The organism is Flavobacterium sp. CAN_S2, assembly GCF_015752255.1.
In the GTDB taxonomy this organism is placed as follows: Bacteria; Bacteroidota; Bacteroidia; order Flavobacteriales; family Flavobacteriaceae; genus Flavobacterium.
Genome location: NZ_JADOVA010000004.1, coordinates 213,031 through 227,749 on the forward strand (window position 1 = coordinate 213,031; position 14,719 = coordinate 227,749).

Annotated in this window: 17 protein-coding genes; 10 read left to right on the plus strand and 7 right to left on the minus strand. The window is 32.4% G+C overall.

The annotated features are described in order from the left end of the window. The first annotated feature begins 46 nt into the window (after positions 1 to 46). The 5 genes from IWX80_RS12740 to IWX80_RS12760 all read left to right on the plus strand — a co-directional run bounded on the left by IWX80_RS12740 (position 47) and on the right by IWX80_RS12760 (position 5,548). The gene (locus IWX80_RS12740) at positions 47 to 1,426 is read left to right on the plus strand and encodes an exonuclease domain-containing protein (protein ID WP_196853750.1); all 1,380 of its coding nucleotides are present in this window, start codon (positions 47 to 49) and stop codon (positions 1,424 to 1,426) included. Positions 1,427 to 2,060: 634 nt separating this feature from the next. Continuing rightward, positions 2,061 to 2,972, plus strand: coding sequence for an alpha/beta hydrolase (locus IWX80_RS12745; RefSeq protein WP_196853751.1), 912 nt, complete (start codon positions 2,061 to 2,063; stop codon positions 2,970 to 2,972). 349 nt (positions 2,973 to 3,321) lie between these two features. Further along, entirely contained in the window at positions 3,322 to 4,713 is a 1,392-nt protein-coding gene (gene xseA, locus IWX80_RS12750; RefSeq protein WP_196853752.1) for an exodeoxyribonuclease VII large subunit, read from the plus strand. Between the two features lies 1 nt (position 4,714). Further along, entirely contained in the window at positions 4,715 to 4,912 is a 198-nt protein-coding gene (gene xseB / locus IWX80_RS12755; RefSeq protein WP_196853753.1) for an exodeoxyribonuclease VII small subunit, read from the plus strand. 12 nt (positions 4,913 to 4,924) lie between these two features. Beyond that, positions 4,925 to 5,548 (plus strand): SOS response-associated peptidase, encoded by a 624-nt coding sequence (locus tag IWX80_RS12760; protein ID WP_334682361.1) that lies wholly within the window; start codon positions 4,925 to 4,927, stop codon positions 5,546 to 5,548. On the opposite strand, the gene IWX80_RS12765 is transcribed toward IWX80_RS12760, so the two are convergent. Beyond that, entirely contained in the window at positions 5,543 to 5,932 is a 390-nt protein-coding gene (locus tag IWX80_RS12765) for a hypothetical protein (RefSeq protein ID WP_196853755.1), read from the minus strand. The genes IWX80_RS12760 and IWX80_RS12765 overlap by 6 nt on opposite strands. A 615-nt stretch (positions 5,933 to 6,547) precedes the next feature. Here IWX80_RS12765 and IWX80_RS12770 point away from each other — a divergent pair. The 4 genes from IWX80_RS12770 to IWX80_RS12785 all read left to right on the plus strand — a co-directional run bounded on the left by IWX80_RS12770 (position 6,548) and on the right by IWX80_RS12785 (position 8,422). After that, positions 6,548 to 6,751: a hypothetical protein gene (locus IWX80_RS12770; protein WP_196853756.1), complete on the plus strand. Its 204-nt coding sequence runs from the start codon at positions 6,548 to 6,550 to the stop codon at positions 6,749 to 6,751. Between the two features lie 3 nt (positions 6,752 to 6,754). Beyond that, positions 6,755 to 7,153 (plus strand): hypothetical protein, encoded by a 399-nt coding sequence (locus tag IWX80_RS12775; protein ID WP_196853757.1) that lies wholly within the window; start codon positions 6,755 to 6,757, stop codon positions 7,151 to 7,153. 140 nt (positions 7,154 to 7,293) lie between these two features. Further along, positions 7,294 to 7,794: a YqiA/YcfP family alpha/beta fold hydrolase gene (locus IWX80_RS12780; RefSeq protein WP_196853758.1), complete on the plus strand. Its 501-nt coding sequence runs from the start codon at positions 7,294 to 7,296 to the stop codon at positions 7,792 to 7,794. Positions 7,795 to 7,858: 64 nt separating this feature from the next. Next, the gene (locus tag IWX80_RS12785; RefSeq protein WP_196853759.1) at positions 7,859 to 8,422 is read left to right on the plus strand and encodes a hypothetical protein; all 564 of its coding nucleotides are present in this window, start codon (positions 7,859 to 7,861) and stop codon (positions 8,420 to 8,422) included. A gap of 184 nt (positions 8,423 to 8,606) precedes the next feature. On the opposite strand, the gene IWX80_RS12790 is transcribed toward IWX80_RS12785, so the two are convergent. Both IWX80_RS12790 and IWX80_RS12795 read right to left on the minus strand, forming a co-directional pair. Beyond that, a complete protein-coding gene (locus IWX80_RS12790) occupies positions 8,607 to 8,858 on the minus strand; it encodes a hypothetical protein (protein ID WP_196853760.1) in 252 nt (83 codons plus the stop codon). A 65-nt stretch (positions 8,859 to 8,923) separates the two neighbouring features. Then, the gene (locus IWX80_RS12795) at positions 8,924 to 9,142 is read right to left on the minus strand and encodes a hypothetical protein (protein WP_196853761.1); all 219 of its coding nucleotides are present in this window, start codon (positions 9,140 to 9,142) and stop codon (positions 8,924 to 8,926) included. 143 nt (positions 9,143 to 9,285) lie between these two features. Between IWX80_RS12795 and IWX80_RS12800 the strand changes: the two genes are divergently transcribed. Next, entirely contained in the window at positions 9,286 to 10,197 is a 912-nt protein-coding gene (locus IWX80_RS12800; RefSeq protein ID WP_196853762.1) for a helix-turn-helix transcriptional regulator, read from the plus strand. Positions 10,198 to 10,263: 66 nt separating this feature from the next. Here IWX80_RS12800 and IWX80_RS12805 read toward each other — a convergent pair whose 3' ends face one another. The 4 genes from IWX80_RS12805 to IWX80_RS12820 are packed head-to-tail and all read right to left on the minus strand — an operon-like array spanning position 10,264 to position 14,718. Further along, on the minus strand, positions 10,264 to 10,587 hold the full coding sequence (locus IWX80_RS12805; RefSeq protein WP_196853763.1) for a hypothetical protein: 324 nt from the start codon (positions 10,585 to 10,587) through the stop codon (positions 10,264 to 10,266). A gap of 2 nt (positions 10,588 to 10,589) precedes the next feature. Continuing rightward, entirely contained in the window at positions 10,590 to 11,057 is a 468-nt protein-coding gene (locus tag IWX80_RS12810) for a hypothetical protein (protein ID WP_196853764.1), read from the minus strand. Further along, the gene (locus tag IWX80_RS12815; protein WP_196853765.1) at positions 11,054 to 12,880 is read right to left on the minus strand and encodes a dynamin family protein; all 1,827 of its coding nucleotides are present in this window, start codon (positions 12,878 to 12,880) and stop codon (positions 11,054 to 11,056) included. Before IWX80_RS12815 ends, IWX80_RS12810 begins: the two co-directional genes overlap by 4 nt. Continuing rightward, positions 12,880 to 14,718 (minus strand): dynamin family protein, encoded by a 1,839-nt coding sequence (locus tag IWX80_RS12820; RefSeq protein ID WP_196853766.1) that lies wholly within the window; start codon positions 14,716 to 14,718, stop codon positions 12,880 to 12,882. The genes IWX80_RS12815 and IWX80_RS12820 overlap by 1 nt, the downstream gene beginning before the upstream one ends. Position 14,719: the final 1 nt, after the last annotated feature.

A 14,719-nucleotide genomic window follows, 5' to 3' on the forward strand; every position in this document is an offset into this window, starting at 1 on the left:
TGAACTTTTACACAAGATTATCAATATCATTCACGTTAAATATTAGATGAAAAAACAGGAATACGCAATAGTAGATATAGAAACCACAGGCGGCAATGCCAGTGGCAGCCGCATTACAGAAATTGCCATAATTATCCATAACGGAACTAGTATAATCGACCGTTGGGAAACGCTTGTCAACCCAGAAAAGGAAATACCACTTGCCATTTTTTCGCTTACCGGAATTAACAATGCAATGGTACGGGACGCCCCCATTTTTGATGCCATTTCTGAAAAAGTTTTAGAGATGCTTAGCGGACGTATTTTTGTTGCCCATAATGTGAACTTTGATTATTCGTTTGTTCGGCACCAACTCGAAGCTAGCGGATTCAAATGGACTGCACCAAAATTATGCACCGTTCGAGCAGCCAGAAAGATTAAGTCGGGACTGGCTTCATACAGCTTAGGCAGACTTTGCCATTCGCTAGACATTCCTTTGATAAACCAACATCGTGCTGGTGGTGATGCGGATGCCACTGCCATACTATTTTCCCGTTTGCTGGAGTGGGACGTTGAAGGTGTAATCGAAAAAATGATAAAAAAAACTTCTCAAGACCAACGCTTGCCTCCCAACCTACCGCCTGCTGACTTTGAGCAATTACCGGATAAAACAGGTGTGTATTATTTTTACGATCAGACAAGAAAAGTCATTTACGTAGGAAAGGCAATCAACTTAAAAAAACGGGTCGCTTCTCATTTTACCGGCCATAATGTAAATTCGCAAAGACAAAATTTCTTGCGGGACATATACGGCATTTCCTTTGAAGTCTGTGCTACCGAATTAATGGCACTGTTACTGGAGTGTACTGAAATCAAGAAACTATGGCCAACCTACAACAGAGCACTCAAACGTTTTGACCCCAAATATGGACTGTATGAGTATGAAGCCCGCAGCGGTTACCGATATTTGGCCATTGGAAAGCTGGGCAAATTTCAGGCGAGCATAGAAACTTTCAATAGTTTATACAAAGGCATCAATGTATTGCGCAGCTTATCCGAACAATTTGGTATTGATAATCGATTCTGCAATTACGGCATGGACGACCACGGAGAATTTATCCCTAAACCAGACCGGAGCGATTTACCTGAAGTGGAACTACACAACGAACAAGTCGAAAACGCTATTGATTTTTTAGTAAAAAACAGACCCAGCTTTGCCATTATAGACAAAGGAAGATCTGCTGAAGAACGCAGTTGTATTTGGGTTGAAAACGGTCACTTTTATGGGATGGGATATATTGCTTCGGATATTGGTTTTACAGATCCCTATGAGATAAAAGATCACGTCACACCCTACAAATGCAACCAATACAGTGTGGATTTAATTCTTGCTTATGCTGAGAAATATCCCTTTAAAGTTCTTTTTAAACAGCACCAGGAGGAATGATAGTTTATCGCAACTGCATCTAAGTATTTACGAGAAGTGGTGGTACTGGAAAAAAATTTGTTGACATTCCGGAAACGAAACTTGCACTGTATTTTTACTCAACATATTGTATCTTTAATTGTAATTTTTACGAGGTATGTTTTTATGGAAACCATCAAATTAACTAGAAAAGAATTATAGGATATAGTACGGCCAACATCACTTACAAAGTTGGCATAGAATCCTACATACTCGAATGACGGAATAAAGAAATGTGCAGACAATTTCAAATCTGATTGCGTGAAATTACATTTTGAGTTAATTCCAATTAGCAAAACAAGAATTAACCTCATTTCATTGATTGCTTATAGAAAATGAAACTCCATTCAATAAAACAGTACCCCTCCTGAACATAATTCCAATCATAATAAAATGCAGACTAAAAAGGAAAAATTACCCTTTACTTCACAATAAAAAGGAATGATATTATCTCCATACAATTATGCTACTGTAATAAAGTTGTATATATTTGAGATATACAAAAGTGAATCAACCGATCTTCAAGCTAACAATTTTGGCTGTTTAGAAAAAGGTTTGTTTCACCTTTAAACTAATTTACAGCAAGCGTAGAACAACATCTAAAGAAAAAGATCAAATGACAAAACTTTTAATTATACTTTCAGTTTTTGCTTTTTCTACAATTAGTAGCCATGCACAATCTAAGATCAAAATAGAGAAAGTTTTCCTTGACAAAACAGACACAACAAAAAATTGTTATACAATAATTTACCCTTCAAAACTTCCTTGGAAAGGATATTTGTTTTTAATTCCAGGTTTCGGAGAGACAGCAGAAAATGTTTTACAACAGACCGACTTACCAAATAAAATAGCTAAAAATGGAATATTGACTATTATTCCAACTTTTCAAGATGGAGTTTTATCATTTGGTGTAGACAGTTTAAGTCAACAAACTATAAAGAGAATTTTAAAAGATATAACTTCTAAACACAAATTAACTGACCTAAAATTTTATGTGGGCGGGTTTTCAATTGGTGGCAGCTGTGCTATAAAATATGCTGAAAATCCAACAATAAAACCAACAGCGGTTTTTGCTATTGATCCACCACTTGACTTTGAAAGATTTTATAATTCCGCAAAAAGAGATATTAGACTTTCAAAAGAAAACGAAGCCAATCCAGAGAACATTTATATGATAGAAAGACTTGAAAAAGAAACAGGGGGAAATCCGACCACAAATCTTGCCACATATTACAAGCTTTCCCCTTATTCATTTTCAGACACTACTCAAAACGCTATTAAAAAGTTGACAAATATGCCTTTGAGAATTTACACAGAACCTGATTTTGATTGGTGGTTAAAAGAACGAAATGCTGATTTTACAAATATGAACGCATCGGAATGTTCTGCAATGATTAATGAACTAAACAGACTTGGAAATGAAAAAGCTAAATTGATAACTACACAAAATAAAGGTTTTAGAAAACCTGACAATAATAGACATCCGCATTCTTGGAGTATTGTGGACAATGATGAATTAATTGTATGACTACTAAATCAGAAATAACGTCAGATACTACCAGCGGTTTTCCGAAACTGCTATTTTTTCGCTTGAAATACGCTCTTTTTCAAGACTTCGCTCATTCCGGCTTAGAGTACTCAGTTCCAATTTCCGCAATTGTACCAAAGACACATAACATTGGCTCCGAATCAAAACCTGTATCCATTGTAATCAATTATATAATGACGATTTTTAGTCCATTTCTAACTTCTCTAATCTATTTTTTACCTTACAGACCTAACTAATATTCAACAACCAATAAAACAATGATAAAACTGCTTTATCTTTGAGGTCAAGTATAAAAATAATCCCTCTTATAAGTAAATCTAAAAATAGTATGCCTGAAAAAATCAATGATAAGACTATTTTTTCGCTGCTGGAGGTAACGAACAGTATCAAAAAAACGCTGGAAGAAAGGTATAAAAGTGCGTTTTGGATTAAAGCTGAAATGAACAAACTAAATCATTACAGTCAATCAGGTCATTGCTTTCCGGAATTAGTAGAAAAAAGAAATGGCAAAATAATCGCGCAAATTAAATCTACCATATGGCGCGACGATTACCAGAATATTAATCGCAATTTTCTCCGAATACTAAAAGAACCACTCAAAGATGGAATTAAAATTTTATTCCTTGCTAAAATAGCCTTCGATCCAGCTTTTGGCCTTTCACTTCAAATAATAGATATTGATCCCCAATTCACGTTAGGAGATTTAGAAAATGAAAAGCGCGAAACGATCAAAGAGCTACAGCTTGATGGTATTTACGATAAAAACAAAAAGTTAGAGCTCTCCTCTTTACCCCAACGAATTGCGATCATTTCTGTAGAAACCAGCAAAGGATTTGGTGATTTTTTAGATGTAATTGATAAAAATTCGTGGAATTATAAATTCTTTTATCTCTTATTTCCATCAGTTCTACAAGGAGACAAAGCAGTTTCCGGCATCATTGCACAATTAGAAAGAATTAGAAAAGTAATCCATCATTTTGATGCAGTCGCCATTATCAGGGGTGGTGGCGGTGATGTGGGCTTGTCCTGTTATAACAATTATGAATTGGCCAAAGCAATCACCCTATTTCCTATTCCTATTATCACGGGCATCGGCCATGTCACAAATGAAACGGTATGCGAAATGATTGCACATACCAATGCCATAACACCAACAAAACTTGCCGAGTTCCTCATTCAAAAATTCCATAATTTTTCGGTTCCTATTCAAAAAGCCAAAGAAAAAATAGCCGACAAATCCAGGCGATTGCTAAGCGAGGAAAATACAAAACTAGAATCCGAACTTAAATTGTTTCGCTCTATAACGGTTTCTATTCTCAACAACAATGAAAATCGAATTAAAAATGCCAGCTATGCCATTCAGCAGCAATCACAATTTATAATAAAAAACAGCTACGGAAAATTAAACGTATTACAAGCCAAAACACGCATTGCCACTAAATTCAATCTGAATCAATTAAAAGTAGCTGTAATTCAATTGAAAGAAAAATTAGAAATACAACCGATACTATATCTCAAAAATTCCGAACTTGCATTGGAAAACATTGAAAAAAATATCCAAATTATGGATCCTATAAATGTTTTAAAAAGAGGTTTTAGCATCACATATTTAAATGGAAAAGCTGTCAAAGATGTTTCCCAATTGGAAGAAGGTGCAGCAATAAATACAATGCTATTTAGCGGTACAATAGACAGTACAATTACAAAAATTAACAAATAAAATGGAAGAAGATTTGAATTATACGAATGCTTTTGAGGAATTACAAGAAATTGTTTCCGAAATAGAGCAAGGAGAAATCTCTGTTGATGAACTCTCCGCAAAAGTAAAAAGAGCAACAGCACTAATTAAATTTTGCAAATTAAAATTAACCAATACTGAAGAGGATGTGAATGCAATTTTAAAAGAGCTCGAAAATTAATAAACATAGAAAATAGTATGTGTTTTTCACACCAAACAAACCAAATTAGCATTAGAAGTACAAAGCAGGTTCAATGCAACTATTGACAATCCAATGGAATTCAAGCCAAGTGCTAATATCAATGGTTTTGCATATCCTAAAACTCCTGTAATTATTGATGAAAAACCACACGTCATCACCCATTACAATTGGGGTTTAATTCCACCATGGGCTATGGACGAGGAAATTAAAAAATACACGCTAAACGCTAAAATAGAAACAGTTCACCAAAAACCGTCCTTCAAAAATTCAGTTGATAAAAGATGCTTGGTGATTGCCAACGGCTATTACGAATGGCAATGGTTGGATCCAAAAGGGAAAGAAAAACAAAAGTACGAATTGTGTTTACCCAACGAAGAACTCTTTGCTTTTGCAGGTTTATATTCCCATTGGGTCGATAAAGAAACCGGAGAAATCAAAAACACTTACACCATACTCACAACCGACGCCAATCCACTTTTGGCGGAAATACACAATCATAAAAAAAGAATGCCGGTAGTTTTAAAACGGGAAGAGGAATCTAAATGGTTGAATAATGAGCCAATAGAACACTTTGCATTTCCCTACTCTGCCGATTTGATTGCTGTTAAACTATAAATGATAATATTCAAAAACGACTGTAGTTTCTACTTTGGTTTCGCCACGCTCTTCAAGAACAGAATTCCCAGAAGGTGTATGTTTCTCTACAACATTCAAAAATGCTTTTCGCACTAAATGCGGTTCCGCATCCAAATCAATTCCCAAAAAAGTTTGGGGAACATCAAAACGGAATAAAACACCATCAAAAAGCAGTTCATCAATACCGTCAGCACCATTGTCTGGAACTAAACCAAAATAGTTAATCGCTTCGCTATCGTTCTGCAACAATTCAATAATTTTAAATTGAAAGCGAGAAAATAATTGTTCCTCCGGAACTTCACATGGCAAACTAGCAACCGGTGCATCAATAATTAACGAAAGCATTGTGGCATCATATATCATCTTGATATTTTTTTTTATAAAATTACAAAAAACTTTAGTGTCAATAATAGGATCACAAAAAGTTTTTACGCTATAATTGGTATCCACTTTTGTTATTATAATTGCGATATTTATATCATACGGCTTTCCGAAGTGGCCTCACTTCGTTTCCATCAACTCAAAAACAAAGCGAAATACCCATTTTAACATCCATGCTGTTTTTTCAATTCGTTTGCTAAGAATCGGTAGAGTTTTCAAAAAATCTCATGTATTTGAAAGTGCACCTGTAATCAACTCTTTAAAATAATAGTATATGCTCTTTTCAGGGTTTTCCAAACGACTTTGGGATATTTAGGCAATAACGATGATTTTCTAATATTAAAGCTTCCTTTAAATACAAATAAAAAGTCGACAAGCTTGTCATCGCTCTGCCAAAAACACTACGATTTCTTTTGAAATTTAAAAAGTAACGCAGCACTAAGTTCTTTCTAAATTTCAGCAAACAATTCATAAAAATAAGAACCACTCTTAAATGCATCAAATAATTCTTCTTTAACCAGTCTATTTTTTTTTAATACGTCACACTTTGACGTTATAGAAACTTACTTTTGACTATAATAGTAAAAATAATCTAAAATGAAACGAATTATAATAGAACTCTCGGACGAACAACTCGACAAAATGAAAGCACACCAAAGTAGAGGTGCGGAAATAAATGGAAAATTAGATAGCCTTTCAGGATGTAGTATTAAATTATGTTGTTGTGAAATTGGAGATTGGCTTGAAATAGAAATGAACGGAACATTGAATTTAGGTGATGTAAATTGGAAAATAGAATAAAATATGGAAATCGACGAAATTAAATTAGAAATTGAAAAACAATATCCGCAGTGGAAACTAGTTCCGGGAAATATCGAGGATTTTACAACTGCCGAGATATATGAAAGTGCAGTGCGATCAATGATAATTGACTATTGTGAAGGCAAAGGATATGAAGTGGAGGGATTCCCTTTTCAAAAACGAATTTTGGGCGAAACAGACGAACACTATGATGAAGACTATTTTTGTTTTTGGCGATACATAAAATATCTAGATATTCTTGCCACCACAAAAGATGATGTTTTAGAACTTTTATATTTTTATTCTTGTACTTTTTCGAAAGATTTGGAAATTACAAAAGATGATTATAGAAAAGACCTATTAGAATATATTAGAGTAAATATTTACGATGTAGAATTTTAGAGTTTTTTAAAAAAAACTAAAAGTGACTTTATAAACCTTTCGATCAATTAATAAAACAGTTAAGTAAAATATTATATCGGAGGTCATTTGACAAAAAACTAATTTATAAGCCTTACAGCGATTATTTAAAACAACAAACCATGAACATCCTATTCCTCCACGGACTCGAAAGCAAATTAAGTCCCGCAAAAAGAGTAATTCTCGAAAAATACGGTACTGTAATCGCCCCGGATTTGGATTATAATTCCAACCCCGATACAATCCAAAATTTATATAATGAATTTAAGAATCAGGAAATCAATGTGATTGTCGGTAGTAGTATGGGCGGTTTTGCAGGTTTTTATTTGGCAAATAGCTTTGGTGTTTGTGCATTATTGTACAATCCTGCCCTACCCTACAGAAATAATGTCGTACAAAACATTCCTTCAGATTTACCAAAAAAACGATCACCCCTGATGCGAATAGTTTTGGGCGGTCAGGATGATGTGATTAAAGCCAAAGACAATTTGGTTTTTCTGTCACAAAATTTTAGCGAGTTAAAAGAGTGTACAATTCAAATAATAAATGAATTGGCACACCAAATTCCAGTACCTATTTTTGAAAAGCAAACTCAATACTTTTTTGAGGAGCTCTGTTATTGAAGAATGTCAAATACTAATGACTTAATAACCAATAAACTTGCAACTTTTTCAAACCATAGTTTCAATGCAAAAACTAAAAATCAATTTTCACGGCGAAAGTTGGACCCTAAAAAAATTCGAATGCAATGATGATGACCTCAAGGAGTGTATGAAAGTGGCCGCCAGAATGAAACTCCCGTTAGAAAAAGCCTTATTGGACCCATTCTTCTATTATTACCTTAAAATACCTGCTATTGCTTCGACAGAGCATCTGCCGGGCAAAAAATGGTCTGGTTTGTTGGACTCGCCAAAAAACCAAATCGAGATTTGGTACAACGCCAAGAAAATCAAAAAACTACAAATCGCCGATATAGATCACGATTTGTTGCTTTTCCCCATTTACAACAAGAATAAAATCAAGATTAATAAAGAATATAGTCCCGGCATTTATGTGGAACAGCAAGCAATAGGTTTTGTGGGCAGCTACGAACTAAATATAGAATCCTTCAATTTGGAAGATTTACAGTTCAATTTGCTGCAATTTAATGATAAACTTCTATTGCAACCACCCACCTACTCCAATCAAAAACTACAATTCAGAAAAAAAGAAACACTGCTGATTTACCAAAATAGTTTTCAAATAGAATAGTGAAGTCCTGTTAACCATCGACGATGATTCACATTTTAGTAATCAGCATCATAGATAAAATTGTTATCTACAATGCTGATATTAATCCTACTGTTGTATTTAATATTAAGAATTTCTGAATTTGACTAATAAGACTTTCTCAGCAAACCTAAAAATTAACTTCGAATCTTAACATTTGCATTAATTATTGACCTGCTCCTAGCAGTTGAATACCACCAACTACCCACATAATAGGTCTCCACAACAAAACGAAACCTATTATTGATAATATGGAAAAAACAGACCAAAACCAAAAACTAGCGTCATGGGTAAATACCGGAAAATATTTAAGTAAAAACATATAGATTCCAAAAGGTATTGCAACCAATGCAACCAAAACCCACATCGCAAACTTAATAATTGCTACGATAATATTTAGTAATACTTGAAATAACATAATTGTGAATTTGTTGTGACTTTCGTCTAGTTAAAAAATAGTAAATTGGATATTATTATCAGCTTTTAGTTTTTGTTGGAATTTTGACTGGGGATGTCATCATCCATAGCGGTAATTAAACCAGTAACCAATAATGATAACCCTGCACTAATAATACCGGCAGTTTTAGGGTTTTTACCTGAATATTTGGCAATAGCTACTCCTGTAGCGACACTTGTGCTTAAAATCGCACCTAAATTGCTAAAGTCTAGCTCTGTTTTTTGTTTTTTGAATAGATTTTTCATACTGAGTTGTTTATAAAATTAATACTGCAATACTAGGTCAGCAGACTGTCAATTGATGTCAGCCCTATAATTATTTCATAAATAAAGCTACTGACATTATTTGGCAGTATAAAACAGTACGTTTGTAATGTAAAGAAATTATTATGTCAGAAAATCAGAATTTAAATCTTACCCAATTGCGAAGAATAAGCCTGTTATTGGCTTATTTAAAGCGTAATCCAAACAAAACCAAACAAGATATATTAAATTATTTTGAAGACAATGACAAAGGGTTTAATGAACGGACTTTTTACAGACTTAAAGAAACATTAGCAAGAGATTTCGGGATTGAAATTGTGTTTGACTACAACAATGATGGTTATTTTTTTGATGAAGAAAAAAGTACGAACCCCGAATCATTCCTTAGTCTATTGGAAATATTGGCTACGGCAGAACTTTTTTCGACCAACTTAAAAGAAAAAAACAATGCCTTGTCTTTTGTAGAATTTGAAAACAAAGCGGCAATCGAAACCATTCCTAATTTTAAAATCGTTTTAAATGCCATCCAACAACAAGCTCCTATAACCTTCAACCATAACAGTTTTTATCACTTAAAAGAAAGCATTTATACTGTAAATCCATACTTCCTGAAACAATACCAAAATCGCTGGTATGTTACAGGCGAAACCGAAAAAGGCTATAGAACTTTTGGAATAGATAGAATAGAAAATATCAAAGTGGGCTCTAAAAAGTTCAAAGCCAAAACAGAGGAAGCCAAGGAAAAATTCAGCAACGTAATTGGTTTAAACTATGTAGATCACAAAATAGAAACCATAAAACTGTCATTTCATGTTTCCCAAAAACCGTATCTAGTTTCGCTACCATTACACCGTTCTCAAAAGGAAATTAATCCAGTTAACGGAAAAACTTTTGACATTGAATTACGAATACACCCCAATTTTGAATTCAGACAACAGGTATTGAAATACGGGAGTTTGGTTAAGGTTCTAGAACCAAAATGGCTTGCGGAAGAAATGAAAGAAGAATTGAGGAAGGCAATTGAAAATTATTTTTAATTAAAAAGGATCCAACCTGAAATTAAGTTGAATCCTTTTATCTTACACATTATAGTATAGTGTCATTTATAGCAATCTGGCATGATTCCTTTTTTGCTTAATAATTTCGAATAATTGATTGCCTACATTCGATGCAAGCAGCTCCCATGTTTCTTTTAAAATTGGGTCAACTATAGTTGCTTTATTTCGTAATCTTTTTTCTAAAAATTTTAATCTAGCAATTATTAATGCTAGGGCTTTCTGTTCTTTTACTTGACTTTCAAATATAGCTCTATTTAATTGATCCAATTTTTCTTTAATTAATCTTATAGATTCTTGTTGTTCTTTTAAATGGATACAATCAATTACCGCATTTACAATATCTAAATAATCATCGGAAGAAAGAGCCATTACTATTCTCTTTTAGACATATTAATCATAGCTTCTTTTACTGCATTTACTAACGCTTTAGCTACATCTGGGTGAAGATCTTTATTAGTTGTAACTGTTATAGTCATATCCTGTAAAAGCTTGGATACCATTGAAAAGCGCTTTTCCCAGCTATCTGTTTCCGCAAGCATTTTTTTTATTTCAGACTCAGTCGTTCTTTCTACCAACTCAATCTGTTTGTCCATAGTTTTTAACGAAGCATCTGTTTGTTCTCTTATTTTTACAATATCCAAAATTTTATTAACAACCTTAGCTCCTTCGGTAAGAGCTTGGCTATATACTTCTGTTTTATTAACACCCGATAATTTTGCATCATCATTGATGTCCTTTTTGGGATTAATTTGGCTTTCGTTATTTGGAATAGGGACATAAATAATTTCGCCGGCATCATTTATTACTCGTTTTGTTTCTGTTGTTTTAAAATCACTCATATTGATAACTCTTTTTTTATTTTATTAATTTTCTTTAGTTGATTTTTTAGTTGATTTTTTTCCTTATCATTTAGCAATATAGAAATTTCTTTATTTGTTTCTATTTCTAAATTGGAGTATATATCATTTATAGTATCTATATTACTTTGTTTAATACTTTCAATTGTATTTTCCGTAATTTCACCTGTGACTTCTTCTTTAAACTCATTTAAAGATGTTTCTATTTGCTTAATTAATTTTTTTTGCCAAGTTTTAGATTCATGAATATAAATACCAGCCTCTAAAATTACTGCAAAAGCGACATTTAATCGTCCTATCATTTTTTTTGTAAAAGTACGCCCAATAGTATTGTACACCTCTCTACTAAAAGTTTTACCAAAAAGTTTTCCAGATCTTGAAACTAGCATTTTTACAAGATTTCCTGTACCAGATGCAACACCTCCTACTCCACCTAATCCTTTTAATAAAACTTTGCTTGTATCTCCTAATAATCGTAAGCCAATTTTATTAACTAATACTTTAAGGACATCAGCATAGGTTTTTGATGGATTATAATCTATACTACTAGTCAACTTTTGAATTGCTTGATTTGAAATATCTTCCATTTCTTTATTCATTCCCTCCAATTCAATTTTGAAATAGTCATTAATATCTTCCTTAATTATTTTTCTACTATTAAAAGGGAGTTGATGAGTTCCTAAATAGGAAATACAAGTATTTGAATCTAACCACTTATTATCATTTTTAATTATTTTTGTTGTGGAAAGTATTAATTCAGATATTCTTTTGTTTAATTGTACAGGTAGGGTTCTTTTCCAACGATTGGTATATTTATCTAAGATTGAAAATAATTTTTCTTTTGTTTTAATAAACTCTTCTAATTGCTTTTTTAGAAATTCAAGATCAGCATTACTCAATTCACTTAATGCAAGTTTTTCTTCCAGATTAAGGCTTAGTTCATTTAAAAGACTTAAAAGTTTTACTCGGCCAATTTCTTCTAATTGCTCTTTTCTATTATTACTATTAACTATATCAAATAATGAATTCCACAATTCTTTAGCCTCTGGCAAAACATCTTTCGGATTCTCAAGATCGTCTTGGATAATACTTGACACTAAAATTATTTCAAAATCTTTATGAATGGTGTCTTTGGCATGATTATAAATTTCAACAATTCTTTTACTTGATAATGTAATATCACTTGGACATCTGTTAATAACTAAAATTACTGGGATATCTAACTCTAAATTTTTGATATGCTCGTAAACAGAGGATAAAAGTAATTGATCCTGCTCTCCGAACCCTACGCGATATCCAACAACATGGATTATTATATCACAATCCGGAATAAAATCTCTCAATACTTCTTCATGCTCAGCTATTAATGAATTATAACCAGGCGTGTCAAATATATTTAGTCCATCATATTTTTGAGAAGGATGGGGTAAAATAGTTTTTAACCTTAAGAGATTTTCATCTGGTTTTTCAACTAAATGATTAAAGACATTTTGATCAATTATTTCTATAGAAGCATCTCTATTAATAGCAATAAATTCTTGCTTGATTTTAGAATTATTTATAATTAGTTGCGTTACAGTCCCAGTTGTAGGTTTTGCACTAGATGGAAGTATTTTTTTTGAAAACAAACCGTTAATAATAGTAGACTTTCCGCTTGAGGTTTCACCGACTATTGCTGTGTAACTTTGTGGATTTTCTAATCGAGCGTGTAATAATTTATGAGAGGCATTTATTGACTCGTAACCTGATTCTTTTATAATTTCACCTGCTTGTTTGGAAAGATTAATTATGCTGTTTTTAACCATTAGTTTAATATTTTATAAAATCTATTAATCTCAGATAAATCATTATTTAAGTCATAGATGAGTAGTTCTTTTTGTTCATTATTTTTATCTAAGTTTTCAACTAATTTTTGTTCATTAAGTTTAAAATCAATTGCTGCTTTTTCATAAAAACTATCAATATTTTTAAACAACTCTGACGTCATTTGAGAAAATTGCGCCTGAATATTCTTTTCAATTTCTAAACTCCATTTATCTATTAAAGGGAAAATTATTTTTCTAGCATCTTCAGATCTACTTTTAATCACTGCTTTTTCTCCTTCCTTTCCTATCTTACTAGAGATATACGAACCTAAAAATCCTCCAACGGCTCCTGCAACAATTCCTATAGCAATCCCAACGGGACCACCCGCAGCACCTACTGTAGCTCCAAGCTTAACACCAATTGCAACAGCAGCCGCATAACCTCCCATGGCACCACCAATCCCTCCACCAGCACTGCTTATTTTACTTAGTAATGATTCCCATTTAGTCTTTTCCTTTATTCCTATCGATTCATAATTATTTATTCTGGTCTTTTTTGAAAAACCAGGAATTTCCTCTAAATATCTTTGCATCTCTACAATAAAATCTTCAAATAATGGCTCTATAGTTTCAAATACAATATTTACTTGTTCACTTTTTAGATCATTATAAACTTTATCTAGTTTAGGTCCATCTGTAATTCCTTTATCTAAGTTTGTTCTAATTAAATTTCTAAAACTTTCTTTGGACACTCTAACTGTTTCTTTAATTCCTAATGAGAGTGTCTCTTTTCTTTCTTCTATTTTAATTTTAATTTCAGAGTATTTTTCTTTTGAATTACTAAATTCTTTTTCAAATTCTGCCCTATTATCTGCGTACTCTTTTTTTAAAATTTCTTTATCTAAAGTCACCGATTCTCTCTCTTGAATCAATGCGTTTTCCGTATCTCCTACTAATATTATAATATTATTCTTAACTGAAATATACACATCGTCTTTCCATGATTTTATAAACTTAATAATTTTGTTTTCCAAATCAATTAAACCTGATTTTTCCAAACCAATAGTGTTTTCAGTTACTTTAGATGTTAAAGATTGATATATATTTACTACGTCAATATCAATATCAGATTTATGTAGTTTAGATTCATTAGCAATCTTTTCAAGGACTAACATGCTATGATCCTTACCATCTTTAACCTCTTCAAGTGTCTCATCATTCCATTGGTTCTGTACGAAGAAAACTTTACCTAATAATGGCCAAGCTATTTTTATAAAAACAGATTCACTATTTGTTATTGGAGGTGTTGTTCTTAACAAAAAAATAGCTCCTGTAGCCTTTTTAATATAATCCATAGTAGTTTTAACATTACTTTCTGACAAACTACCAACGCCAGGTAAATCTACAAAAGTTACTCCATTATTAAGTAAAGGACTGTTTCTGTATACTTTAATGCATTTTACTCCTTTTTTATTATCCGGGTTGTCCTCTTGATGAACATATTTTTTTAAACCATGCTCGTCACATGAAGTTTTTTCAATACGACCATCTAAAAAATGAACTTCAACTTCTTTATTATTCTCTTTTGAATAAATAATTTCAGTAGGGATACAAGTAGTCTCGTCACTGTCAACAGGAAGCACTATATCATCCATTAATAAGGCATTTAATAAAGAACTCTTTCCTGCACCTTGGACTCCTAAGATTGGTATGGTAAAAACATCTGTTTTTAATACTTTATCCCATGAGGCTATTTTTAATTCCAAATCTTCAGTATTTGTAGAATTATAGCGTTTAACTATCCTAACGAAATTACTATCATTAATTAACTCTATCATA